Here is a 23,049-nt window from a genome sequence, read left to right on the forward strand (position 1 = left end):
TGGCACGTGTTCGTTGGACGGGCCCTAGCGCAGCTTCCGCGCGACCTCGGTGGCCCAGTAGGTGAGGATGTTCTGGGCGCCGGCCCGCTTGATGCCGGTCAGCGTCTCCAGAATCGCCTTGTCGCGGTCGATCCAGCCCTTCTCGGCCGCCGCCTCGATCATCGAGTACTCGCCGGAGATCTGGTACGCGGCGACGGGCACGTCGACGGAGTCCGCGACCCGCGCGAGGACGTCCAGATACGGTCCCGCCGGCTTCACCATCACCATGTCGGCCCCCTCCTCCAGATCGAGGGCCAACTCCCGCATGGACTCCCGCACATTGGCGGGGTCCTGCTGGTACGTCTTGCGGTCGCCCTTCAGCGAGGAACCGACGGCCTCCCGGAAGGGCCCGTAGAAGGCGGAGGAGTACTTCGCGGTGTAGGCGAGGATCGCGACGTCCTCGCGCCCGATCTGGTCCAGGGCGTCCCGGACGACCCCGATCTGCCCGTCCATCATCCCGCTGGGCCCCACCACATGGGCCCCGGCGTCGGCCTGGACCTGGGCCATCTCGGCGTACCGCTCCAGGGTCGCGTCGTTGTCGACGCGGCCTTCCGCGTCGAGCACCCCGCAGTGTCCGTGGTCGGTGGTCTCGTCGAGACACAGATCGGACATGACGAGCAGTTCGTCGCCGACCTCGGCGCGCACGTCGCGGAGTGCGACCTGCAGAATCCCGTCCGGATCGGTCCCGGGAGTTCCGACGGCGTCCTTCTTCGAGTCCTCCGGCACGCCGAAGAGCATGATCCCGGAGATCCCGGCCTCCACGGCCTCCAGAGCGGCCTTCTTCAGGCTGTCGCGCGTGTGCTGCACGACGCCGGGCATCGCCGCGATGGGGACCGGCTCGCTCACGCCCTCCCGCACGAACGCGGGGAGGATGAAGTCGGCGGGGTGCAGCCGGGTCTCGGCAACCATGCGCCGCATGACCGGCGTCGTACGCAGCCGCCGCGGCCGCGCACCGGGAAAGGATCCGTACTTCGTCATGTCCTCTACGCTACGCCCGCCCCTCGACCCCCCTTGCCGACACCGTGCCGGTACCCGCGGGGGCCTGGGGCGCAGCCCCGGCCCCCAGGGGGGCGGGGAACTGCGCGCCCCGCCCCCACCCACCCGCAGCCGAAAAGACAGCGGGGGTATGAGGGGCGAAGCCCCCATACCCCCGACGCACACCCATGTCGTACGACTACGTCGTACGACGCCTCCGCGCTCCCGGCCGCCGCTCACTCGGCCGAGTAACCGGATCCCCCGCCTCCGCGGCGGCAGCCCGGCGCCGGAGACCGAAGTCCGCCAACGCCTCAGCCAGCTTGTGCACGGACGGCTCCGGAGCCATGACGTCGACCCGCAGTCCGTGCTCCTCCGCCGTCTTGGCGGTGGCCGGACCGATACAGGCGATCACCGTCACGTTGTGCGGCTTGCCCGCGATGCCCACCAGATTCCGTACCGTCGAGGACGACGTGAAGAGCACGGCGTCGAAGCCGCCCCCCTTGATCGCCTCCCGCGTCTCCGCCGGCGGCGGCGAGGCGCGCACGGTCCGGTAGGCCGTGACGTCGTCGACCTCCCAGCCCAGCTCGATGAGCCCCGCGACCAGCGTCTCGGTGGCGATGTCGGCACGCGGCAGGAACACCCGGTCGATCGGGTCGAACACCGGGTCGTACGGCGGCCAGTCCTCCAGAAGCCCCGCGGCCGACTGCTCACCGCTCGGCACCAGATCCGGCTTCACGCCGAAGGCGACCAGCGCCTTCGCCGTCTCCGCCCCCACCGCGGCGACCTTGATCCCGGCGAAGGCCCGCGCATCGAGCCCGTACTCCTCGAACTTCTCCCGCACGGCCTTGACCGCGTTCACCGAAGTGAAGGCGATCCACTCGTAGCGGCCCGTGACCAGGCCCTTGACCGCGCGCTCCATCTGCTGCGGCGTCCGCGGCGGCTCGACGGCGATCGTCGGCACCTCGTGCGGCACAGCACCGTAGGAACGCAGTTGGTCGGAGAGCGAGACCGCCTGCTCCTTCGTCCGCGGCACGAGCACCTTCCAGCCGAACAGAGGCTTGGACTCGAACCACGAGAGCTGCTCGCGCTGAGCCGCGGCGGAACGCTCACCGACCACGGCTATCACCGGGCGCCCACCGTCCGGGGACGGCAGCACCTTCGCCTGCTTCAGGGTCTGGGCGATCGTCCCGAGCGTGGCCGACCAGGTCCGCTGACGCGTCGTCGTACCGGCGATCGTCACCGTCATCGGCGTGTCCGGCTTGCGGCCCGCCGCGACCAGCTCACCCGCGGCGGCGGCCACGGAGTCCAGCGTCGACGAGACGACGACCGTCCCGTCCGACGCGCCGACCTCGGTCCAGCACCGGTCGGAGGCCGTGCGCGCGTCGACGATCCGCACGTCGGCGCCCTGCGCGTCACGCAGCGGCACACCGGCGTACGCGGGCACGCCCACGGCCGCGGCGACACCCGGCACGACTTCGAACGGCACGCCGGCGGCGGCGCAGGCCAGCATCTCCTCGGCGGCGTACGTGTCGAGCCCGGGGTCACCGGAGACCGCACGCACGACCCGCTTGCCGCCCCGCGCGGCCTCCATGACAAGATTGGCAGCGTCCCTCAACGCGGGGTCACCAGCGGTCGTTGACACGACGTCAACAACCGCTAGTTGAGGCGTGCCTGTGCTCGGATACGTACTGGAAGACGTGCCCAAAGGCGTCCCCCCGTCCGTATCCGTACTCATTACGGCGACGCCTTGTCTGGCGTGGACGCGGACCATGTCGAGTACCTCGTACTCGGCGACGAGAACGTCCGCGTTCGCCAGCGCCTCGACGGCGCGCAGTGTCAGTAGTCCCGGATCTCCGGGTCCGGCACCGAGGAAGGTGACGTGCCCGTGTTCGGGACCGGCGGGAAGGTTGGTGGGGCTCAATGTGCTCGCTCCCCCATCAGACCGGCCGCGCCCTTGGCAAGCATCTCGGCGGCGAGTTCACGGCCGAGCGCCATTGCTTGGTCATGTGTCTCGGGCACGGGACCGGTGGTGGACAGCTGCACCAGCGTCGTGCCGTCGGTCGTACCGACGACGCCGCGCAGGCGCATCTCCTTGACAATCTGCCCGTCGGCCAAAAGGTCGGCGAGAGCACCCACGGGTGCGCTGCAGCCGGCCTCCAGGGCGGCGAGCAGGGACCGCTCGGCGGTCACGGCGGCCCGGGTGAACGGGTCGTCGAGTTCGCCGAGCATGGCGACGAGATCCGCGTTGTCCGCGGCACACTCGATCGCCAGGGCCCCCTGGCCGGGGGCGGGCAAAACGGTGTCGACGGACAGGAAGTCCGTCACGTCCTCTATCCGCCCCAGGCGGCCGAGGCCGGCGGCGGCGAGCACGACGGCGTCGAGTTCCCCGCTGCGCACGTATCCGATCCGCGTATCGACGTTCCCACGGATCGGGACCGTCTCGATCGTCATCCCGTGGTCGCGGGCGTACGCGTTCAGCTGGGCCATCCGGCGCGGCGAACCGGTGCCGACGCGCGCGCCGTCCGGAAGCTCCTCGAAGCGCAGCCCGTCGCGGGCGACGAGGACGTCACGCGGGTCCTCGCGCAGCGGCACGGCGGCCAGCACGAGCTCGTCGGGCTGCCCGGTCGGCAGGTCCTTGAGCGAGTGCACGGCGAAGTCGATCTCGCCGAGCAGCAGCGCCTCGCGCAGCGCGGTGACGAAGACGCCCGTGCCGCCGATCTGGGCGAGGTGCTCACGGGAGGTGTCACCGTACGTCGTGATCTCCACGAGCTCGACGGGCCTGCCGGTCACCTGGCTCACGGCCTTCGCCACCAGCCCGGACTGGGCCATGGCGAGCTTGCTGCGCCTGGTCCCCAGCCTCAGTGCCGCCTTCTCATCTGGTCGCCCCTGGGGCGCTCCAGCCTGCCCCTGCGGCGCACGTGGCTCACGTGGCTCACTCATGCTCGCCCTCGGTTCTTGGCGTTCTCGTTGTTGTTCTCGGCCCGCGAGACGGAGGCGACCGTCTCGGGGTCCAGGTCGAACAGGGTTCGCAGCGCGTCCGCGTACCCGGCGCCGCCGGGTTCGGCGGCCAGTTGCTTGACCCGTACGGTCGGCGCGTGCAGCAGCTTGTCGACGACGCGCCGCACGGTCTGTGTGATCTCGCCCCGCTGCTTGTCGTCGAGGTCCGGCAGCCGCCCGTCCAGCCGCGCGATCTCGCTCGCGACGAGGTCGGCGGCCATGGTGCGAAGCGCCACGACGGTGGGGGTGATGTGGGCCGCCCGCTGGGCGGCGCTGAACGCGGCCACCTCGTCGGAAACGATCCTTCGTACCTGGTCCACGTCCGCCGCCATCGGCGCGTCCGCGGACGCCTCGGCCAGCGACTCGATGTCGACGAGCCGCACGCCGAGCAGCCGGTGCACGGCCGCGTCGATGTCACGGGGCATGGCGAGGTCCAGCAGCGCGAGGACGGGCGCGGGCCGGGGGGCCTCGGCGACCGGTTCGGGCCTGCGGCGCTCGGGCACCCGGCCGACGGTGGCGACGGCCAGGACGAGTGCGGCGATGGCGTCGGCGTCGGCCTCCGGGTCGAGTACGGCCGCCCCGCGCGGGGCACGGGCCGCGACATCGCCCTTGTCCACCCAGGCCGCGTGCTGCTCCAGCTCGGCGGCGCCCATCCCGGCCACGGCGGCCTCGCCGAGCACAGAGAAGCCGGCCGTGCCCTGCACGGCGGACAGGTCGAGCGGGCAGTCGTCGTCGGTGCCGACGCTCGTGGGAGCGAGCTGCGCCGGGTCGGCCACGGCCGCGGACGACGCCGTACGGCCGAAGTCGGCACCCCGCGCGGCGGGCTTCGCCGTGCCCACGGGCTCTCCCGTACGTCCTTCCACGGCCGCCGCGACCGACTCGGCCGTCAGGACGAGGCCGGTGGCGCCGGTGCAGGAGACGGCGATGTCGGCACGTGTCAGCTCGACCGGCACCGACTCCATCGGTACCGCGCGGGCCAGCACGTCCGTGCCGCCGCCCTCGTTCTCGTTGAGGATCTGGGCGAGCCGCTCCGCACGGTCCGGCGTGCGGTTGGCGATGACGATCTCGGACACTCCGGCGCGCGCGAGTGTCGCCGCGGCCAGCGAGGACATCGAGCCCGCGCCGATGACGAGGGCCTTCTTGCCCTTGGCCCAGACGTCGACGGCGGCGCCGCCCGACAGCTGCTGGAGGCCGAAGGTGACGAGGGACTGCCCGGCCCGGTCGATGCCGGTCTCGGAGTGCGCACGCTTGCCGACCCGCAGCGACTTCTGGAACAGGTCGTTCAGCAGCCGGCCCGCGGTGTGCTGCTCCTGCGCGGTGGCGAGCGTGTCCTTGATCTGGCCGAGGATCTGGCCCTCGCCCACGACCATCGAGTCGAGGCCGCAGGCCACCGAGAAGAGGTGGTGGACGGCCCGGTCCTCGTAGTGCACGTAGAGGTGGGGGGTGAGCTCGTCGAGGCCGACCCCGCTGTGCTGGGCGAGCAGCGTGGACAGCTCGGCGACGCCCGCGTGGAACTTGTCCACGTCGGCGTACAGCTCGATGCGGTTGCAGGTGGCGAGCAGCGTGGCCTCGGCGGCCGGCTCGGCGGCGACCGTGTCCTGCAGCAGCTTGACCTGGGCGTCCGCATTCAGCGTGGCCCGCTCCAGGACGCTGACCGGGGCGCTGCGGTGGCTCAGCCCGACGACGAGGAGACTCATGCCGGCATCACGGCGGGGACGTCCCCGTCAGGCCCTTTGCCGTTGTTCTCCTGGGCGGCCTGGGCCACGGCGGCGGCACCGGCCTGGGCCTCGGCCTCCTCGCCGGCCTTGCGCTGCTCGTGGAAGGCGAGGATCTGCAGCTCGATGGAGAGATCGACCTTGCGTACGTCGACGCCGTCCGGGACGGACAGGACGGTCGGCGCGAAGTTGAGGATGGAGGTGACTCCGGCCGCGACCAGGCGGTCGCAGACCTGCTGGGCCACGCCCGGCGGGGTGGTGATGACGCCGATGGAGACGCCGTTCTCGTCGATGATCTTCTCGAGGCCGTCGCTGTGCTGCACGGCGATCCCGGCGACCTGCTTTCCGGCCATCTCGGGATCGGCGTCGATCAGCGCGGCGACCCGGAAACCACGGGAGGCGAACCCGCCGTAGTTGGCCAGTGCGGCGCCGAGGTTACCGATACCGACGATCACTACCGGCCAGTCCTGGGTCAGGCCCAGCTCACGGGAGATCTGGTACACGAGATACTCGACGTCGTATCCCACACCACGCGTCCCGTAGGAGCCGAGGTAGGAGAAGTCCTTGCGCAGCTTCGCGGAGTTGACCCCCGCCGCGGCCGCGAGCTCCTCGGAGGAGACCGTGGGTACCGAGCGCTCCGACAGTGCGGTGAGGGCTCGGAGGTACAACGGAAGACGGGCGACGGTGGCCTCGGGAATCCCTCGGCTGCGGGTCGCCGGTCGGTGAGTTCGGCCAGTTGCCACGGTGCTCCTGCGGGTAGCGCGGGGCTGCAGGCGGTCACACGTACCTAGACCGCCCCGTCGAATGCAGGCTATGTCTTTGTGAACGCGTGCACAAAGATGGTGTCCGATTTGCCCGGGCAACGTGACGGGGGTCACGCGCTCTCGGCGCGCCAGTGTGGAACCGGCGCGCGCACGACTTCGTTCCGCACCTGAAGGGGGCAAAACCGTACACTCTCCTCAACGAATCCCGCCCCCGAGACCAATCGCCGTCGATCCTAGGCGACTTTCCGGACCCGTTGGACTCACCGGTCAGGACGGGGTCCGGACCCGATCACGGCACAATCCGGGCGAAGCACCCGCACCTCGCCGCGCCGGGCGGCGCCGCTACGGAGCGAGGGCTTTGCGCAGTCGCGCCTCGTCCACACGCCAGAAGGTGTGCTGCGCCCCGTCCACCAGCACCACGGGGATCTGCTCCCAGTAGGCACGGTGCAGCTCTTCATCCTCGGTGATGTCCTTGTGCTCCCAGGGGACCCCGAGATCCCCACACACCTTCTCCACCACTTCTTGTGCGTCATCACACAGATGACAACCAGGCTTCCTGATGAGCGTGACCAGCCGCTCCGAGGGTGCCTTCTGCGTCGTACGGCGCTCACCGCGCCGGAACATGGAACTCATACGGGTCATTCTCCCGCCACCCGCGCGACGCCGACGTGCCGGTCGGACGACTTCTTTAACGGCTCGGTCGCGGAGAGTTCACAGCATCGAATCCTCTCGACTCCGGAAGCTCCGAACAAACTGGCTATGCTCACGACATGGCCGCTCTCGGATGGCTCACTCCCCGTAGGCGCTCCGCAACCGCGCGGAGCGTGTTGGCAGGCGAGGCCTCGGCGGAGGCAGCGCGCAAGTCCTCCCAGGAACTGGAGGAACTAGCCCACGTCGCCGCGCCCGGCGCCGACGCGCCCGACCGTGAACCGGAGTTCCCGGTCCTCGGCGACGAGAAGGCCGCGGCCTTCTTCGACCTCGACAACACCGTGATGCAAGGCGCCGCCCTCTTCCACTTCGGCCGGGGCCTGTACAAACGGAAGTTCTTCGAGACCCGTGACCTCGCCCGATTCGCCTGGCAACAGGCGTGGTTCAGGCTGGCCGGTATCGAGGACCCGGAACACATGCAGGACGCCCGTGACTCGGCGCTCTCGATCGTCAAAGGCCACCGTGTCGCGGAGCTGATGTCGATCGGCGAGGAGATCTACGACGAGTACATGGCCGAACGCATCTGGCCCGGTACCCGCGCCCTCGCCCAGGCCCACCTGGACGCGGGCCAGAAGGTTTGGCTGGTCACGGCGGCTCCCGTGGAGATCGCCACGGTGATCGCCCGTCGGCTGGGCCTGACCGGGGCGCTGGGCACGGTCGCGGAGTCGGTGGACGGCGTCTACACGGGCAAGCTGGTGGGCGAGCCGCTGCACGGCCCGGCGAAGGCGGAAGCCGTCCGCGCGCTGGCCGCCGCCGAGGGCCTGGACCTCTCGCGCTGCGCCGCCTACAGCGACTCCCACAACGACATCCCCATGCTGTCCCTGGTCGGCCACCCCTACGCGATCAACCCGGACGCGAAACTCCGCAAGCACGCCCGTACGTTCGAGTGGCGTCTGCGTGACTACCGCACGGCCCGCAAGGCCGCGAAGGTCGGCATCCCCGCCGCGGCCGGCGTCGGCGCGGTGGCCGGCGGCACGGCGGCCGCCATCGCCCTCCACCGCCGCCGCCGCTGACCATCCCCGGGGTCCGCACCCCGGCCGGCGGGGCTTCGCCCCCCATCCCCACCCACCCCGATCCGCCCGACTGACGGCCGGTGGGAGCTGATCGCACAGTTCCCCGCACCCCTGAAGCGGGGGCTTCGCCCCGCATCTCCCCGCGCCTCCTCAGAAGCGCTGGCGCGCGTCTTCAGCCCGTCCGGCGTTTGAGGACGAGGCCGTTCAGGCCGATGCGGGGGTCTGGGGGCGCAGCCCCCAGTGGGGTCGAAGGGGCGGAGCCCCTGGGGATGGGACGGGTAGGGGCGGCGGCGGCGAGGGACATGGCCCAGGGCACCGCCCCGGACGTCGGCCAATCCCCTGTCCTACCCCCCTGACCCCCCACCCAGTCACCTCACCCCCACACGGCCACAACACGCCCCGCACCCAGACGGAACCCGAACCCATCCGATCAACAACCGGTCACTGTCTGGCACTTGAACAGGCGTCAATCGGTTACAGAAGCGACGTAATCGACGATTTGAGCAACTCGGTGTAGCGCTGCCTGTACGAAGCGTTATTCTCCTCAGACGCAAACCGGTACCCCTCCGTCGCTACGACGGGTGAACGGTCCCGCACTGCACGTGATGGAAGCTCTGCCTCTGGGAGTCCCGTGTACTCACACGTCGGGGTTGACGCCTCGGGCCTGGCTACGCTGCGCGCAACGGTCCTGGACCGCTTGCGCGGCTTCGTCCCCACCGCGTACGCCGTCCCCGCCCTCGCCGCCGTCCCCGCGCCCCTCGGCCCTTGCTACGCCCTGGCCGAGGGCAGCGCGGCGGTCGGCAGACGAGGCCGCTCGGGCTCGGCCGCCACGCCCACCGCACGCCGCCCGGCCGCAGACAGCGACAGCGCCCGGATGATGGACCTCGTGGAGCGCGCCCAGGCCGGCGAGGCCGACGCCTTCGGCCGTCTCTACGACCAGTACAGCGACACCGTGTACCGCTACATCTACTACCGCGTCGGCGGCAAGGCGACCGCCGAGGACCTCACCAGCGAGACGTTCCTGCGCGCCCTGCGCCGCATCGGAACGTTCACCTGGCAGGGCCGAGACTTCGGCGCCTGGCTGGTCACCATCGCCCGCAACCTGGTCGCGGACCACTTCAAATCGAGCCGATTCCGACTCGAAGTGACCACCGGCGAAATGCTCGACGCGAACGAGGTCGAGCGCAGCCCCGAGGACTCCGTCCTGGAGTCACTGTCGAACGCGGCCCTGCTCGACGCCGTACGACGGCTCAATCCTCAGCAGCAGGAGTGCGTCACCCTGCGCTTCCTGCAAGGGCTCTCGGTCGCCGAGACCGCCCGGGTGATGGGCAAGAACGAGGGAGCGATCAAGACCCTCCAGTACCGAGCCGTCCGCACCCTGGCGCGACTCCTCCCGGACGACGCCCGCTGAGACCCGTACGAACGCCATAGCGATCCCGCACGCTCAGCGACGTCCAACTCACCTTCCGTAAAGGTGTGTTGACTTCGCGGCCCGATCATCCATCGTCCGTAACCCAAGTGCCGCGACGCTCGTTGTGCGGGATACAGGCTCCCTGTGGTCACGACCCGGCCATCGCCGATCACTCGATCGTGTGGATGCGCTCGGGGCGTGCAACCCTCAGGACCCCCTGGGGAGTCGACCGTCTTGACGAGAGGAGGTGCCGCCAGTGATCGCGAACGTATCGGCACACCGGCGGGCGAACGCCTTCGCCCAGGCCCTGGAGGAGCATTCCGACCAGGGCACGGCGGCCGAGCAGCCCGATGGATCGGCACCGTCCCAGGCTGCGTCGGAACAGACCGAGCAGGGCCTTCTGCTGGCCCTCGCCACCGGTCTCGGCGAGCTGCCCAAACCGGAGCTGGACCCCGAGGTCAAAATCGTGCAGCGAGCGCAGCTCGTGGCCGCGATGGAGGCCATGCTGCTGGAAGGCACCGCCGCGGGGGGCGAAGGCCCGGACCGTTCCGTGCCCGAGCAGCGCTCGCACCGGGCACGGGGCGCGCACCGGGCGACCGGACTGGGGAAGCTGCGACCGCGTTCGCGTTTGTCCAAGGGCCTGGCCGCGGGCGGGCTCACCGTGGGCGTGGCCGCGGGAGCCTTCGGCGGCGTGGCCGCCGCCAGCTCCGACGCCCTGCCCGGTGACTCGCTCTACGGGCTGAAGCGAGGCATGGAGGACATCAAGCTGGGCCTGGCCCACGGCGACAGCGACCGCGGCGAGCTCTACCTCGACCAGGCGTCCACACGCCTGAGCGAGGCACGCCGGCTGATGGAGCGCGGCCGCTCCGGCCACCTCGACCACGAGTCACTGGGCGAGATCCGCCGCGCGCTGTCGGGCATGCAGCACGACGCCTCCGAGGGCCACCGCCTGCTGTACGAGGCATACGAGCGGGACGGCTCGCTGGGCCCCCTCCAGACCCTGTCCGCCTTCGCACAGTCGCACCGCCAGGCCTGGGGCGCGCTGCGCGACCGGCTGCCCGTCCAGCTCGGCGACGTCAGTCAGCAGGTCTCGTCGGTGTTCGCCGCCATAGACGAGGAGGTCGACCCGCTGCTCCCGGGAACCCCGGCGAAGGAAGGCACGGGCCGTCACCGGGGTGCCAGTTCGGACGCCCCCGGCTCGTCGTCCGGCACGGACCGTCCGGCGCCCAGCGCCAGCAGCGGCTCCACCGCCGGCAGCCACAGCAGCACCGGCAACCCGAAGCCGTCCAGCTCGAGCAGCACCGGCGAGGGCCTGCTCGGCGGCACCACGGGCGGCCTCCTGGACCCGCCCAAGGACACCACCAGCTCATCCCCGTCGGCCGGCAAGTCCAGCCCGACAAGCGGCGCGCCGGACGTCACCCTGCCCCCGCTGCTGCCCGGTCTCCTGCCGGGCCTGGGCATCGACAGCGAGGACAACAGGTAACTCCGTTACGAGGCTGGGGGCGCCCTTCTCTGAAAGGGCGCCCCCAGCCTCGTACATCTGCCCGAAGGAAACGACCGCCGGGCGAACCCACCTGCCGGGCGGAACCCACCTGCCGGGCGGAACCCACCTGCCGGAAGCAGACCAGCCGTCAGAAGAAGACCGACCGGCGCTGCACCAGCAACTTGTACAGCGTGTGCTGGATCTGCTCCCTGACCTGGTCCGTCAGGTTGAACATCAGCATCGGGTCCTCGGCGGCCTCCGGCGGATAGCCGTCCGTGGGGATCGGCTCGCCGAACTGGATCGTCCACTTCGTGGGGAGCGGCACGGCACCCAGCGGACCCAGCCACGGGAAGGTCGGCGTGATCGGGAAGTACGGGAAGCCCAGCAGCCGCGCCAACGTCTTCGCGTTGCCGATCATCGGGTAGATCTCCTCCGCGCCGACGATCGAGCACGGAATGATCGGGACGCCCTGCCGCAGAGCCGTCGACACGAAACCGCCCCTGCCGAAACGTTGCAGCTTGTAGCGCTCGCTGAACGGCTTCCCGATGCCCTTGAAGCCCTCCGGCATCACGCCCACCAGTTCGCCGCGCTCCAGGAGCCGTTCGGCGTCCTCGGCGCAGGCGAGGGTGTGACCGGCCTTGCGGGCCAGCTCGTTGACCACCGGCAGCATGAAGACCAGGTCGGCCGCGAGGAGACGCAGATGGCGGCTCTCGGGGTGGTTGTCGTGGACGGCGACCTGCATCATCAGGCCGTCCAGCGGGAGGGTGCCGGAGTGGTTGGCGACGATCAGGGCGCCGCCGTCGGTCGGGATGTTCTCGATGCCCTTCACCTCGACCCGGAAGTACTTCTCGTACAGCGGGCGGATCAGGGACATCAGGACCTGCTCGGTGAGCTCCTGGTCGTACCCGAAGTCATCGATCTCGTAGTCCCCGGTGAGGCGCCGGCGCAGAAAGGCGAGGCCACCGGCGACGCGCCGTTCCAGTCCGCCGCCCTCCCGCGCCTGCGACGTCGACGGCGCGTTCTTCGGCGTCGACGGCTGAGGCGGCTGTTCCTCACACGTCACAGGAACATCATCCTGCGGGAAGGGCCGGCCGGGCAGGGGCTGGACCTCACGTACCACCACGGGATCGCCCTTGCGCCGGCTCCCCGCGGCCCGCCGCCGCGGCGGGCGCTGCACAGCACCCCCGCGCGACCGGTCGTCGTCGAACGGAATGACCTTGGCGTCCGCCATCGTCGATGCGCTCCTCAGTTGGCGCTCAGTGTCGGGGGGTGGCCGCCGCCCACATGACGCAGCGCGGCGATCCGGTCGACGGCCCCCGCGAGGGCCTCGGGGGGCAGGAGTCCGGGCCCCCGGCTGCGTGCGAAGTCCGCGAACGTCTCCGCGGTCGAGTATCTCGGTTTGTAGCCCAGCGTCTCGCGCATCTGGTTCGTCGACACGACCCTGCCGTGGGTGAGCAGCCGCAGCTGCTCGGGGGAGAAGTCCGTCACGCCCAGGGTACGCACCGCCGTGCCCGCCCAGCTGAGCGCCGGCAGCAGCAGGGGCACCGTGGGACGCCCCAGCCGTCGGGCGCACTGCGAGAGCAACAGGACGCCGTCTCCGGCGATGTTGAAGGTTCCGCTGTTGAGAGTGCCGCGCTCCGGATCGTCCGAGGCGATCCGCAGCACCTCGATCACGTCGTCCTCGTGCACGAACTGCAGCCGCGGGTCGTAGCCGAAGACGGTCGGCAGCACCGGCAGCGCGAAGTACGAGGCGAGCGGCGAGTCGGCGCTCGGCCCGAGGATGTTCGCGAACCGCAGCACACACACGGCGACGTCGGGCCGCCGCCGCGCGAAGCCACGCACATACCCCTCGACCTCCACCGTGTCCTTCGCGAAGCCGCCGCTGGGCAGCGACTTGGGCGGGGTGGTCTCGGTGAACACGGCCGGATCCCGCGGCGCGGACCCGTAGACGTTCGTACTGGACTTCACGACCAGCCGCTTGACCGACGGGGACTTCTGGCAGGCGCCCAGCAGCTGCATGGTGCCGATGACGTTGGTCTCCTTGACCGTCGTCCGGCTGCCACCGCCCAGCGCGATGCCCGTCACGTCCATGTGGACGACCGTGTCGACGGAGTGCTCGGCGAGCACGCGGGCGATCGTGGGCTGGCGGATGTCGGCCTGGACGAACTCGGCCCCGCCCAGATGGTGCTCGGGCAGCACCGCGTCCACGGCGATCACCCGGTCAACCTGGGGGTCACGCTGGATCCGTCGTACGAACCGGCCTCCCAGTTGACGGGCCACTCCGGTGACGAGCACGACCTTCCCCAAGATCAGCGCCTCTCTTCCCGTTCTGCGCGTAAGCGGACGTAGCTCTGCTCGTACCCTGCCGTGTTCCCCGTGTGCCGCCAACCTAGCGGGTTGATGTTGCGCTGTGATGACCGCCCGATGCACGAAGTGACGACAGCCACAGACATACGATCAGACCAAGCCACACGGCACATGGGCGTACGCACAGCATCGCCCTCTGGAGCCCTCGCGCAGGAGACGCGCGCCGCTCCCCGCGGAAAGTACCCGCTCTGGGCGAAAGCCGCCGCGACGGAGGAACCCAGTCCGGAGGAACCCGGTGCGGCGGGAGAGCGGGCCCCGCCCCAGGGCCCCGGTCGGGCCCGGGCCGGAAAACGGCTGTGGCCCCCCACCGGCTGGTGGGGGGCCACAGAGCGCGCCGTTCGCAGCGCTCGCACAAGCGCAAGGACGAGCCCCGGCGATGCGGGGCACGGCCCTACTTCTTGTTGCGACGCTGAACGCGAGTGCGCTTGAGCAGCTTGCGGTGCTTCTTCTTGGCCATCCGCTTGCGCCGCTTCTTGATAACAGAGCCCACGACTACCCTCGCTCACTTCTCTTTACTCGGTGCTGGGCTGCATGGGCCCACACGACCTATGAGGGGCCAGCCTACCCGTCCGAGCGCCGAGGTCGTAATCGAGGGGATCCGAGTGGATTCCCGAGGCGGCCACAAGGGCCTCTCGGGAACCCCTCGGAGCAACCGTCAGGCTGTCTCCACCCCCACATAGCTCTCGCGGAGGTACTCGTGAACCGCTTGCTCCGGCACCCGGAAGGACCTCCCCACCCGGATCGCCGGCAGATGACCGCTGTGCACCAAGCGGTACACGGTCATCTTCGACACTCGCATCACCGAGGCGACTTCCGCCACGGTAAGGAACTGAACCTCGTTCAGAGGCCTCTCGCCAGCTGCAGCCATGACACACCTGAACCTTCCGCACTCGACGGCCACCGGCTTCCCCTTCCGGTGACTCTTCGTCGTTGCGTGCTCACTCCCCAATGTAGGGGCGGGTGATGCGAGTGGGGAAGAGGGGATGCCATCGGCCGCCTACTGTGACAGACACGCTCGATTGAGTACATAGCGAGTAAGCGGTCGGTAGTAATCAGACCGCACAGCGTCATCAAGCGGAACGACGACGGACACCCGCCCCTCTGCCTCTCCGACGAAGAGCGCCGGATCGTCCGTATCGGCCAGCCCCATGGCCTCGAACCCCAGCTGACCTGCTCCGCAGACCCAACCGTGGTCCCCGATGACGAGCTCCGGGAGCGGTCCGCCGGCCTCCGCGGCGGCCGCCAGAACGGTCCGAACCGGGAGCGGTGAGTGGGTGTGTGCGCCGGTCGCACCACCGGGGGCTTGCGCGCCGGGTTCGCGTACCAACGCGACACCTTGTACGTAGTCAAGGTTGTACGTGCGTAGACCGAACCGGGTCGTTATGTCGACAGAGCTACCCTGCGCGGGGGTGAGGACGGTACATCCCGCCGCCGACAGGGCGTCCGCGAGGGAGGCGTAGAAACCGAGCAGACGGTGCGGATGACCGGTCCCGAGGAGCACCGCCTCACGCCTTCGGGCCGCCGTTCCGAGCCGCGCCGCGAAGGAATCGAGCGCGGCCAAAGTCCGCTCAGGGTCGATCACATCATGCCCGCTCGTGTGCGTCGGATCGGCCGAAACTCCACACTTGTCCGCCATCAACTCGATCAGGTCCCGGGGTCCCCATGTCCACTCGGGATCGAGCCCGATCAACACACGGGGGTCACGGGCCACGAAGAGCCGATAACTCCGCAGGCTCTCCTCACGCGAGGTGGCGACGGGCCCGGCCAACCGGGCCGCCAGCAGGTGCGCACGTAATGCTCCGGTGCTCAACACGACAGCGATGCTGACGCACCCGAGCCCTCTTCACCCGAATTTCCCGAAAACGCCCCACAGTTGGCGTAATGCACACTCTGCCCCGGCTGTCCCCGCCGGGAGCCGGGGCGCAGGTGGGGACGGGTGGGTGTCAGGGGAGGAGGCCCCGCAGGGGGAACGCCGCGCGGCGCGTCGCGACGATCGCCTGGTCGAGGCGGTCCGCCGGGTCGTACCCGGACTCCCACCCCTTCCAGGACACGGGCCACCGCCCGTCCGTCATCCGCATGGGCGCCAACTGCCGCGTACGAGCGAAGACTTCCTGCCGCCAGCTCTCGGGAATCACCGTCTCGGGGTCGATGGGCCGCCCCGCCGCGACGGCGACCAGATGCGTCCACGACCGCGGTACGACCTCCACGACCGCGTACCCGCCGCCGCCCAACGCGACCCACCGCCCGTCGGCGTACTCGTGCGCCAGGTCGTGACAGGCGACCTGCACGGCCCGCTGCGCGTCGAGCGAGACGGCGAGATGAGCGAGCGGATCCTCGAAGTGGGTGTCGGCACCGTGCTGGGTGACAAGCACCTGCGGCTGAAAGTCGGCGATGAGCTCGGGCACCACGGAGTGGAAGGCCCGCAGCCACCCCGCGTCCCCCGTCCCGGCCGGCAGCGCGACATTGACGGCGGCGCCCTCCGCCGAGGCGGCTCCCGTCTCCTCCGGCCACCCGGTCTGCGGGAACAGCGTCCGAGGGTGCTCGTGCAGCGAGATCGTCAGAACCCGGGGGTCCTCCCAGAACGCCGCCTGCACCCCGTCCCCGTGGTGCACATCGACATCCACGTACGCGACCCGTTCGGCCCCCAGTTCCAGCAGCCGGGCGATTGCGAGCGAGGCGTCGTTGTAGATACAGAACCCGGACGCCCCGCCCGGCATCGCATGGTGCAGCCCGCCCGCGAAGTTCACCGCGTGCAGCGCGTCCCCGCGCCACACCGCCTCCGCCGCCCCGACCGACTGCCCCGCGATCAGCGCGGAGACCTCGTGCATTCCCGCGAAGGCGGGATCGTCCATGGTCCCGAGCCCGTACGAGGCGTCCGCGGCCCCCGGATCCACCGACGCGGCCTTGACCGCCTCCACATAGTCCTCGCGATGCACGAGCCGCAACGTCGACTCCCCGGCCGGCTTCGCCGCGACGACGTCCATCTCCCGATCGAGCCCGAAGGCATCGACCAGTCGCCGGGTCAGCGCCAGCCGGACCGGATCCATCGGATGGTCCGGGCCGAAGTCATAGCCCGTTACTGCCTCGTCCCACATCAGCTGTGCGCGGCCGCTCATGTCCGTCACCGTATCGGTCCGGTTCGGGCGCGAACGAGCGGGCGTACCCCAAGGTCGCCAGGACCAACACCATCGGCACAAGCATGGCGCCCCGGTAGTTCCAGGCGTCGCCCAACGCCCCCACCAACGGCGAACCGATCAAGAACCCCACGTAATTGAAGATGTTCAGCCGCGCGATGGCCGTATCCGAAGCCCCGGGGAACAACCGCCCGGCCGCCGCGAACGTCTGCGGCACCAGCACGCACAGTCCGAGCCCCAGCAGGGTGAACCCGAGCATCCCGACCCACGCCCCGGGCGCCCCCGCGACCACCGCGAATCCCAGCGCCGCCACAACCGCTCCCAGCCGTACGACGGCCACCGCCCCGAACCGCCGCACCCCGAAGTCCCCGACGGCCCGCCCCACCAGCGTCATGACCATGTAGACGTTGTACGGAACGGTCGCCAACTGCTCCGAACTGCCCAGCACGTCCTGCAGATACTTCGCGCTCCAGTTGGAGACCGTCGAGTCCCCGATGTACGCGAACGTCATCACCAGACACAGCGGCAACAGCAGCCTGAAGACCAGGGCTCCGCTCTCCCCCTGCGCCTTCCCGGCCCCGGCAGCGGCATCGGTATCGGTATCGGGACCAGAAGCGGCGCCCCCGTCGACGTACCACCGACTCCCCACGAACGCCGCCGGCAGCAGCACGAGCACCACCGGCAGATAGGACACGAAGAGCGAGAGATGCCAGTGCGCCCCCGCCCACGCGAGCGAGGCGCCCAGGATCCCGCCCAGGCTGTACGTGGCGTGGAAACCGAGCATGATGCTGCGCCCGTACGTCCGCTGGAGGCTCACCCCGAGCATGTTCATGGAGGCGTCCAGCGCGCCGACCGCGAGCCCGAAGGCGCCCAGAGCGACCGCCAGTTCGACCAGCCGGTCCCCCGACCCGACCCCGAGCAGCGCCAGGAGCACAACGGGCTGGGACCAGCGCAGCAGCCGGCTGGGCCGTATTCGCTTCACCAGCTGCTCGGTCGTCACGCTCCCGACCCCGGCGAGGATCGGCACGGCGGCCAGGAACGCGGGCAACAGCCCGTCGGAGACGCCGTAGCGGTCCTGGATGGCCGGAATGCGCGTCACGAGCAGAGCGAAGGTGGCGCCCTGAGCGAAGAAGCTGAACGCCAAAGAGGCCCTACCGCGCCGCAGCACATCTGTCATGGCGGCGAGCGTAGGGCCCCGGCTTACCGGTGGGTAGATCCAACCGAAGATGAATTCTGCTCAACTCTTCGGCTGAGAGGTCCTGGCGCCCTCGTTCTCCAGCATCTTCTCCATCGGACCGACCGCCAGCCGCCCAGCGACCAGGATCGCCACCGCGATCGAGCTGATCATCACGACCGTGCCCAGCCAGACCATCGTGTCGACCGGCAGGGTGTACGCCCCCACGACCCGCGCGACGCACTCCCCGAGCAGCACCACGCCCCAGACCAGGGAGAAGGTCCGCTCGGCCTTCCGGAACCCCGGGGAGCCGGCCGCCAGCCGGTCCCATGCGGCGTTCCTGGCCGCGTCGCCCTTGATGAGGAACGGCTTCATGCCCGCCGTCATCATCGGCCGGCCGAGCTTCACGGACACCAGGATGCCGATGCCGATCGCGCTGCTGACCCCGCTGTCCTTGGCCAGCATCAGCCGCGGGTCACCGGCGACGAGGCTGAGGGCCAGCCCGACGACGTTGACGAACAGGATCAGCCCGGCCAGGGCGTTGGCCCTGCGCTCCTTCACCGCGCTCCAGACGGTCCGCACGGCCGGCACCACGCTGCTCCAGCCAAGGGCCGCCATGGTGCTCATGCCGAACCCGCTCTTGAGGAGGTAGTACGACCCGACGGGCACCGCCACGTCGAGGATCAGCGGCAGGAAGCTGGGCCGGGCGGCGAGGTCGGCGCTCGTGGCGTCCGATGCCTCGACGGTGGTCGCTCCGGTGCTGGTCTCGATGGCCGTGATGCTCATGATCGGGTCCCTCCGTCGTCGCTGTGTACGTCCCGTTCGATGTACTCAGCTTCGCGGTCGGACCCCACTCGCCAACAGAAACGATCGTCCGGAGCTCGGCGTGACAAATGTCAGTGCCGTGCCATGGGTGCCGTCATACGAGCAGGTCAGCCAACTCGCCCAGGTCGGAGAAGAGTTGAGTGGCACCGGTGAGCTTGGCGGCCGGTGTCATGGCGGTGAACCCGTACACGTCCATCCCGGCCGCGTTCGCCGCCCGCACCCCGAGCGGACTGTCCTCGACGACGACACACCGCTCCGGCGCCACGCCCATCCGTTCGGCCGCGTAGAGAAACAGATCGGGTGCCGGCTTGCCCCGCCCCACATCCTGCGAACTGAAGACACGCCCCTCGTCGAACCACCGGTCGAGCCCGGTCTTGCGATGCCCCACCCGGATCCGCTCATGGCTCCCGGAGGAGGCCACGCAGTACGGGACCTCGTCCGCGGCCAGCTTCTCCAGCAGCTCTACAGCACCCTGAACGGGTTGCAGCTCCCGCTCGAAGGCGGCGAACACGCGCCCGTGAAAGACGTCGTCGAACTCCTCCGGCAGCCGCCGCCCGCTCCGCTCCTGGATGAGCTCATGGATGCGGTGCATGGCGGACCCCATGTAGTCCCTGATGGACTCCTCGTACGAGGTCGGGTGCCCGAGTTCGGTCAGATAGGCGGCGAGGATCGTGTTGGAGATCGGCTCACTGTCCACGAGGACACCGTCATTGTCGAAGATCACCAAGTCATAGCGCATGACAAAACCCTAGACCCCCGAACGCAGAAAACCCCCGTACCGATATCCCGGTACGGGGGTTCCCCATAAAATTTGTTCGGCGGCGTCCTACTCTCCCACAGGGTCCCCCCTGCAGTACCATCGGCGCTGTGAGGCTTAGCTTCCGGGTTCGGAATGTAACCGGGCGTTTCCCTCACGCTATGACCACCGAAACACTATGAAACTGTAACTACCGCACCATTGCCGTGGCCCGACAACGGGGTTGTTCGTGGTTTCAGAACCAACACAGTGGACGCGAGCAACTGAGGACAAGCCCTCGGCCTATTAGTACCGGTCACCTCCAGCGGTTACCCGCCTTCCAGATCCGGCCTATCAACCCAGTCGTCTACTGGGAGCCTTAACCCCTCAAGGGGGTGGGAATACTCATCTCGAAGCAGGCTTCCCGCTTAGATGCTTTCAGCGGTTATCCCTCCCGAACGTAGCCAACCAGCCATGCCCTTGGCAGGACAACTGGCACACCAGAGGTTCGTCCGTCCCGGTCCTCTCGTACTAGGGACAGCCCTTCTCAATATTCCTACGCGCACAGCGGATAGGGACCGAACTGTCTCACGACGTTCTAAACCCAGCTCGCGTACCGCTTTAATGGGCGAACAGCCCAACCCTTGGGACCGACTCCAGCCCCAGGATGCGACGAGCCGACATCGAGGTGCCAAACCATCCCGTCGATATGGACTCTTGGGGAAGATCAGCCTGTTATCCCCGGGGTACCTTTTATCCGTTGAGCGACGGCGCTTCCACAAGCCACCGCCGGATCACTAGTCCCGACTTTCGTCCCTGCTCGACCCGTCGGTCTCACAGTCAAGCTCCCTTGTGCACTTACACTCAACACCTGATTACCAACCAGGCTGAGGGAACCTTTGGGCGCCTCCGTTACTCTTTAGGAGGCAACCGCCCCAGTTAAACTACCCATCAGACACTGTCCCTGATCCGGATCACGGACCCAGGTTAGACATCCAGCACGACCAGAGTGGTATTTCAACGACGACTCCACACGGGCTGGCGCCCGCACTTCACAGTCTCCCACCTATCCTACACAAGCCGAACCGAACACCAATATCAAACTGTAGTAAAGGTCCCGGGGTCTTTCCGTCCTGCTGCGCGAAACGAGCATCTTTACTCGTAGTGCAATTTCACCGGGCCTATGGTTGAGACAGTCGAGAAGTCGTTACGCCATTCGTGCAGGTCGGAACTTACCCGACAAGGAATTTCGCTACCTTAGGATGGTTATAGTTACCACCGCCGTTTACTGGCGCTTAAGTTCTCAGCTTCGCCACCCCGAAGAGTGACTAACCGGTCCCCTTAACGTTCCAGCACCGGGCAGGCGTCAGTCCGTATACATCGCCTTACGGCTTCGCACGGACCTGTGTTTTTAGTAAACAGTCGCTTCTCGCTGGTCTCTGCGGCCACCCCCAGCTCAGAGTGCAAGACTCATCACCGGTGATGGCCCCCCTTCTCCCGAAGTTACGGGGGCATTTTGCCGAGTTCCTTAACCATAGTTCACCCGAACGCCTCGGTATTCTCTACCTGACCACCTGAGTCGGTTTAGGGTACGGGCCGCCATGAAACTCGCTAGAGGCTTTTCTCGACAGCATAGGATCATCCACTTCACCACAATCGGCTCGGCATCAGGTCTCAGACTATGTGCCAGGCGGATTTACCTACCTGACGTCCTACACCCTTACCCCGGGACAACCACCGCCCGGGATGGACTACCTTCCTGCGTCACCCCATCACTCACCTACTACAGGTCTGGTCCGTCGGCTCCACCACTCCCCTTTGCCCGAAGGCTCCGGGGCGGCTTCACGGACTTAGCATCGCCTGGTTCGATGTTTGACGCTTCACAGCGGGTACCGGAATATCAACCGGTTATCCATCGACTACGCCTGTCGGCCTCGCCTTAGGTCCCGACTTACCCTGGGCAGATCAGCTTGACCCAGGAACCCTTAGTCAATCGGCGCACACGTTTCTCACGTGTGTATCGCTACTCATGCCTGCATTCTCACTCGTGAACCGTCCACCACTGCCTTCCGGCGCGGCTTCACCCGGCACACGACGCTCCCCTACCCATCACAGCCTCCGTTGGGAGTATTGCTGCAATGACACGACTTCGGCGGTACGCTTGAGCCCCGCTACATTGTCGGCGCGGAATCACTAGACCAGTGAGCTATTACGCACTCTTTCAAGGGTGGCTGCTTCTAAGCCAACCTCCTGGTTGTCTCTGCGACTCCACATCCTTTCCCACTTAGCGTACGCTTAGGGGCCTTAGTCGATGCTCTGGGCTGTTTCCCTCTCGACCATGGAGCTTATCCCCCACAGTCTCACTGCCGCGCTCTCACTTACCGGCATTCGGAGTTTGGCTAAGGTCAGTAACCCGGTAGGGCCCATCGCCTATCCAGTGCTCTACCTCCGGCAAGAAACACACGACGCTGCACCTAAATGCATTTCGGGGAGAACCAGCTATCACGGAGTTTGATTGGCCTTTCACCCCTAACCACAGGTCATCCCCCAGGTTTTCAACCCTGGTGGGTTCGGTCCTCCACGACCTCTTACAGCCGCTTCAACCTGCCCATGGCTAGATCACTCCGCTTCGGGTCTTGAGCGCGCTACTAAACCGCCCTATTCGGACTCGCTTTCGCTACGGCTTCCCCACACGGGTTAACCTCGCAACACACCGCAAACTCGCAGGCTCATTCTTCAAAAGGCACGCAGTCACGAGGCAAGCACAAGTGCTTGCCCGACGCTCCCACGGCTTGTAGGCACACGGTTTCAGGTACTATTTCACTCCGCTCCCGCGGTACTTTTCACCATTCCCTCACGGTACTATCCGCTATCGGTCACCAGGGAATATTTAGGCTTAGCGGGTGGTCCCGCCAGATTCACACGGGATTTCTCGGGCCCCGTGCTACTTGGGTGTTTCTCAAACGAGCCGTTGACGTTTCGACTACGGGGGTCTTACCCTCTACGCCGGACCTTTCGCATGTCCTTCGCCTACATCAACGGTTTCTGACTCGTCTCACGGCCGGCAGACCGTGAAAGAGAAATCCCACAACCCCACATACGCAACCCCTGCCGGGTCTCACACGCATATGGTTTGGCCTCATCCAGTTTCGCTCGCCACTACTCCCGGAATCACGGTTGTTTTCTCTTCCTGCGGGTACTGAGATGTTTCACTTCCCCGCGTTCCCTCCACTTGCCCTATGTGTTCAGGCAAGGGTGACAGCCCATGACGACTGCCGGGTTTCCCCATTCGGAAACCCCCGGATCAAAGCCTGGTTGACGACTCCCCGGGGACTATCGTGGCCTCCCACGTCCTTCATCGGTTCCTGGTGCCAAGGCATCCACCGTGCGCCCTTAAAAACTTGGCCACAGATGCTCGCGTCCACTGTGCAGTTCTCAAACAACGACCAACCACCCATCACCCCGAACCTTCCGGTTCGAGTGCACTGGGGCCGGCACTGAAGGCAGCCAACAATCGGCCGTACCTTCAGACACCCAACAGCGTGCCCGGCATCCCCGCCACCCATGATCAGCTTTCCACGCCCCGAAGAGCAGTACTCACAGCCTGAGATGACCGAAAATGCCGAATAATCAACGTTCCACCCATGAGCAACCACCGTCGAACATTTGCCGACGTAATGGCCCTGGACCACCGGGCAAGCCCGGCAG

The 23,049-nt window shown here is 68.0% G+C and carries 18 protein-coding genes and 2 rRNA genes; 3 read left to right on the forward strand and 17 right to left on the reverse strand.

Features of this window, described 5'->3' with window-relative positions; genetic code table 11:
* Positions 1-24: 24 nt before the first annotated feature.
* The 6 genes from hemB to OG568_RS23130 form a co-directional block, all read right to left on the reverse strand.
* Positions 25-1,017 carry a porphobilinogen synthase gene (gene hemB / locus OG568_RS23105; RefSeq protein ID WP_329532954.1) on the reverse strand — a complete coding sequence of 331 codons (993 nt, stop codon included), beginning with the start codon at positions 1,015-1,017 and terminating at the stop codon, positions 25-27.
* Between the two features lie 196 nt (positions 1,018-1,213).
* Entirely contained in the window at positions 1,214-2,935 is a 1,722-nt protein-coding gene (locus OG568_RS23110; protein ID WP_329532955.1) for a uroporphyrinogen-III synthase, read from the reverse strand.
* A complete protein-coding gene (hemC, locus tag OG568_RS23115) occupies positions 2,932-3,954 on the reverse strand; it encodes a hydroxymethylbilane synthase (RefSeq protein ID WP_329532956.1) in 1,023 nt (340 codons plus the stop codon). The genes OG568_RS23110 and hemC overlap by 4 nt, the downstream gene beginning before the upstream one ends.
* Positions 3,951-5,708, reverse strand: a complete 1,758-nt coding sequence (locus OG568_RS23120; RefSeq protein WP_329532957.1) for a glutamyl-tRNA reductase — start codon at positions 5,706-5,708, stop codon at positions 3,951-3,953. Before OG568_RS23120 ends, hemC begins: the two co-directional genes overlap by 4 nt.
* Positions 5,705-6,469 carry a redox-sensing transcriptional repressor Rex gene (locus OG568_RS23125; RefSeq protein WP_266584608.1) on the reverse strand — a complete coding sequence of 255 codons (765 nt, stop codon included), beginning with the start codon at positions 6,467-6,469 and terminating at the stop codon, positions 5,705-5,707. Before OG568_RS23125 ends, OG568_RS23120 begins: the two co-directional genes overlap by 4 nt.
* 363 nt (positions 6,470-6,832) lie before the next feature.
* Positions 6,833-7,132, reverse strand: a complete 300-nt coding sequence (locus OG568_RS23130) for a glutaredoxin family protein (protein ID WP_266437715.1) — start codon at positions 7,130-7,132, stop codon at positions 6,833-6,835.
* A 128-nt stretch (positions 7,133-7,260) separates the two neighbouring features.
* Between OG568_RS23130 and OG568_RS23135 the strand changes: the two genes are divergently transcribed.
* From OG568_RS23135 to OG568_RS23145, 3 genes are all read left to right on the forward strand, one after another.
* Positions 7,261-8,211: an HAD family hydrolase gene (locus OG568_RS23135; protein ID WP_329532958.1), complete on the forward strand. Its 951-nt coding sequence runs from the start codon at positions 7,261-7,263 to the stop codon at positions 8,209-8,211.
* Between the two features lie 631 nt (positions 8,212-8,842).
* Positions 8,843-9,622 carry an ECF subfamily RNA polymerase sigma factor, BldN family gene (locus OG568_RS23140; RefSeq protein WP_054230018.1) on the forward strand — a complete coding sequence of 260 codons (780 nt, stop codon included), beginning with the start codon at positions 8,843-8,845 and terminating at the stop codon, positions 9,620-9,622.
* Between the two features lie 256 nt (positions 9,623-9,878).
* Positions 9,879-11,105 carry a DUF5667 domain-containing protein gene (locus tag OG568_RS23145; RefSeq protein WP_329532959.1) on the forward strand — a complete coding sequence of 409 codons (1,227 nt, stop codon included), beginning with the start codon at positions 9,879-9,881 and terminating at the stop codon, positions 11,103-11,105.
* 148 nt (positions 11,106-11,253) lie between these two features.
* Here the strand turns inward: OG568_RS23145 and OG568_RS23150 are convergent, their stop codons facing one another.
* The 11 genes from OG568_RS23150 to OG568_RS23200 all read right to left on the reverse strand — a co-directional run bounded on the left by OG568_RS23150 (position 11,254) and on the right by OG568_RS23200 (position 22,748).
* Positions 11,254-12,336 (reverse strand): lysophospholipid acyltransferase family protein, encoded by a 1,083-nt coding sequence (locus tag OG568_RS23150; RefSeq protein WP_329532960.1) that lies wholly within the window; start codon positions 12,334-12,336, stop codon positions 11,254-11,256.
* A gap of 14 nt (positions 12,337-12,350) precedes the next feature.
* A complete protein-coding gene (locus OG568_RS23155; protein ID WP_266437727.1) occupies positions 12,351-13,412 on the reverse strand; it encodes an NAD-dependent epimerase/dehydratase family protein in 1,062 nt (353 codons plus the stop codon).
* Positions 13,413-13,863: 451 nt separating this feature from the next.
* Positions 13,864-13,962 (reverse strand): 30S ribosomal protein bS22, encoded by a 99-nt coding sequence (locus OG568_RS23160; protein ID WP_003948845.1) that lies wholly within the window; start codon positions 13,960-13,962, stop codon positions 13,864-13,866.
* A 165-nt stretch (positions 13,963-14,127) separates the two neighbouring features.
* Positions 14,128-14,340 carry a helix-turn-helix domain-containing protein gene (locus OG568_RS23165; RefSeq protein WP_004984898.1) on the reverse strand — a complete coding sequence of 71 codons (213 nt, stop codon included), beginning with the start codon at positions 14,338-14,340 and terminating at the stop codon, positions 14,128-14,130.
* A gap of 129 nt (positions 14,341-14,469) precedes the next feature.
* Positions 14,470-15,285 carry a phosphatase gene (locus OG568_RS23170; protein WP_329532961.1) on the reverse strand — a complete coding sequence of 272 codons (816 nt, stop codon included), beginning with the start codon at positions 15,283-15,285 and terminating at the stop codon, positions 14,470-14,472.
* A 130-nt stretch (positions 15,286-15,415) separates the two neighbouring features.
* The gene (locus OG568_RS23175) at positions 15,416-16,588 is read right to left on the reverse strand and encodes an acetoin utilization protein AcuC (RefSeq protein WP_266627283.1); all 1,173 of its coding nucleotides are present in this window, start codon (positions 16,586-16,588) and stop codon (positions 15,416-15,418) included.
* Positions 16,539-17,783 (reverse strand): MFS transporter, encoded by a 1,245-nt coding sequence (locus OG568_RS23180; RefSeq protein WP_329532962.1) that lies wholly within the window; start codon positions 17,781-17,783, stop codon positions 16,539-16,541. Before OG568_RS23180 ends, OG568_RS23175 begins: the two co-directional genes overlap by 50 nt.
* A 60-nt stretch (positions 17,784-17,843) precedes the next feature.
* A complete protein-coding gene (locus OG568_RS23185) occupies positions 17,844-18,566 on the reverse strand; it encodes a VC0807 family protein (protein ID WP_329532963.1) in 723 nt (240 codons plus the stop codon).
* 133 nt (positions 18,567-18,699) lie between these two features.
* On the reverse strand, positions 18,700-19,344 hold the full coding sequence (locus OG568_RS23190) for an HAD family hydrolase (RefSeq protein ID WP_329532964.1): 645 nt from the start codon (positions 19,342-19,344) through the stop codon (positions 18,700-18,702).
* Positions 19,345-19,418: 74 nt separating this feature from the next.
* Positions 19,419-19,535, reverse strand: a 5S ribosomal RNA gene (gene rrf / locus OG568_RS23195).
* 92 nt (positions 19,536-19,627) lie between these two features.
* Positions 19,628-22,748: ribosomal RNA gene (locus OG568_RS23200) — 23S ribosomal RNA — on the reverse strand.
* Between the last annotated feature and the right edge of the window lie 301 nt (positions 22,749-23,049).

This window comes from Streptomyces sp. NBC_01450, from assembly GCF_036227505.1.
In the GTDB taxonomy this organism is placed as follows: Bacteria; Actinomycetota; Actinomycetes; order Streptomycetales; family Streptomycetaceae; genus Streptomyces.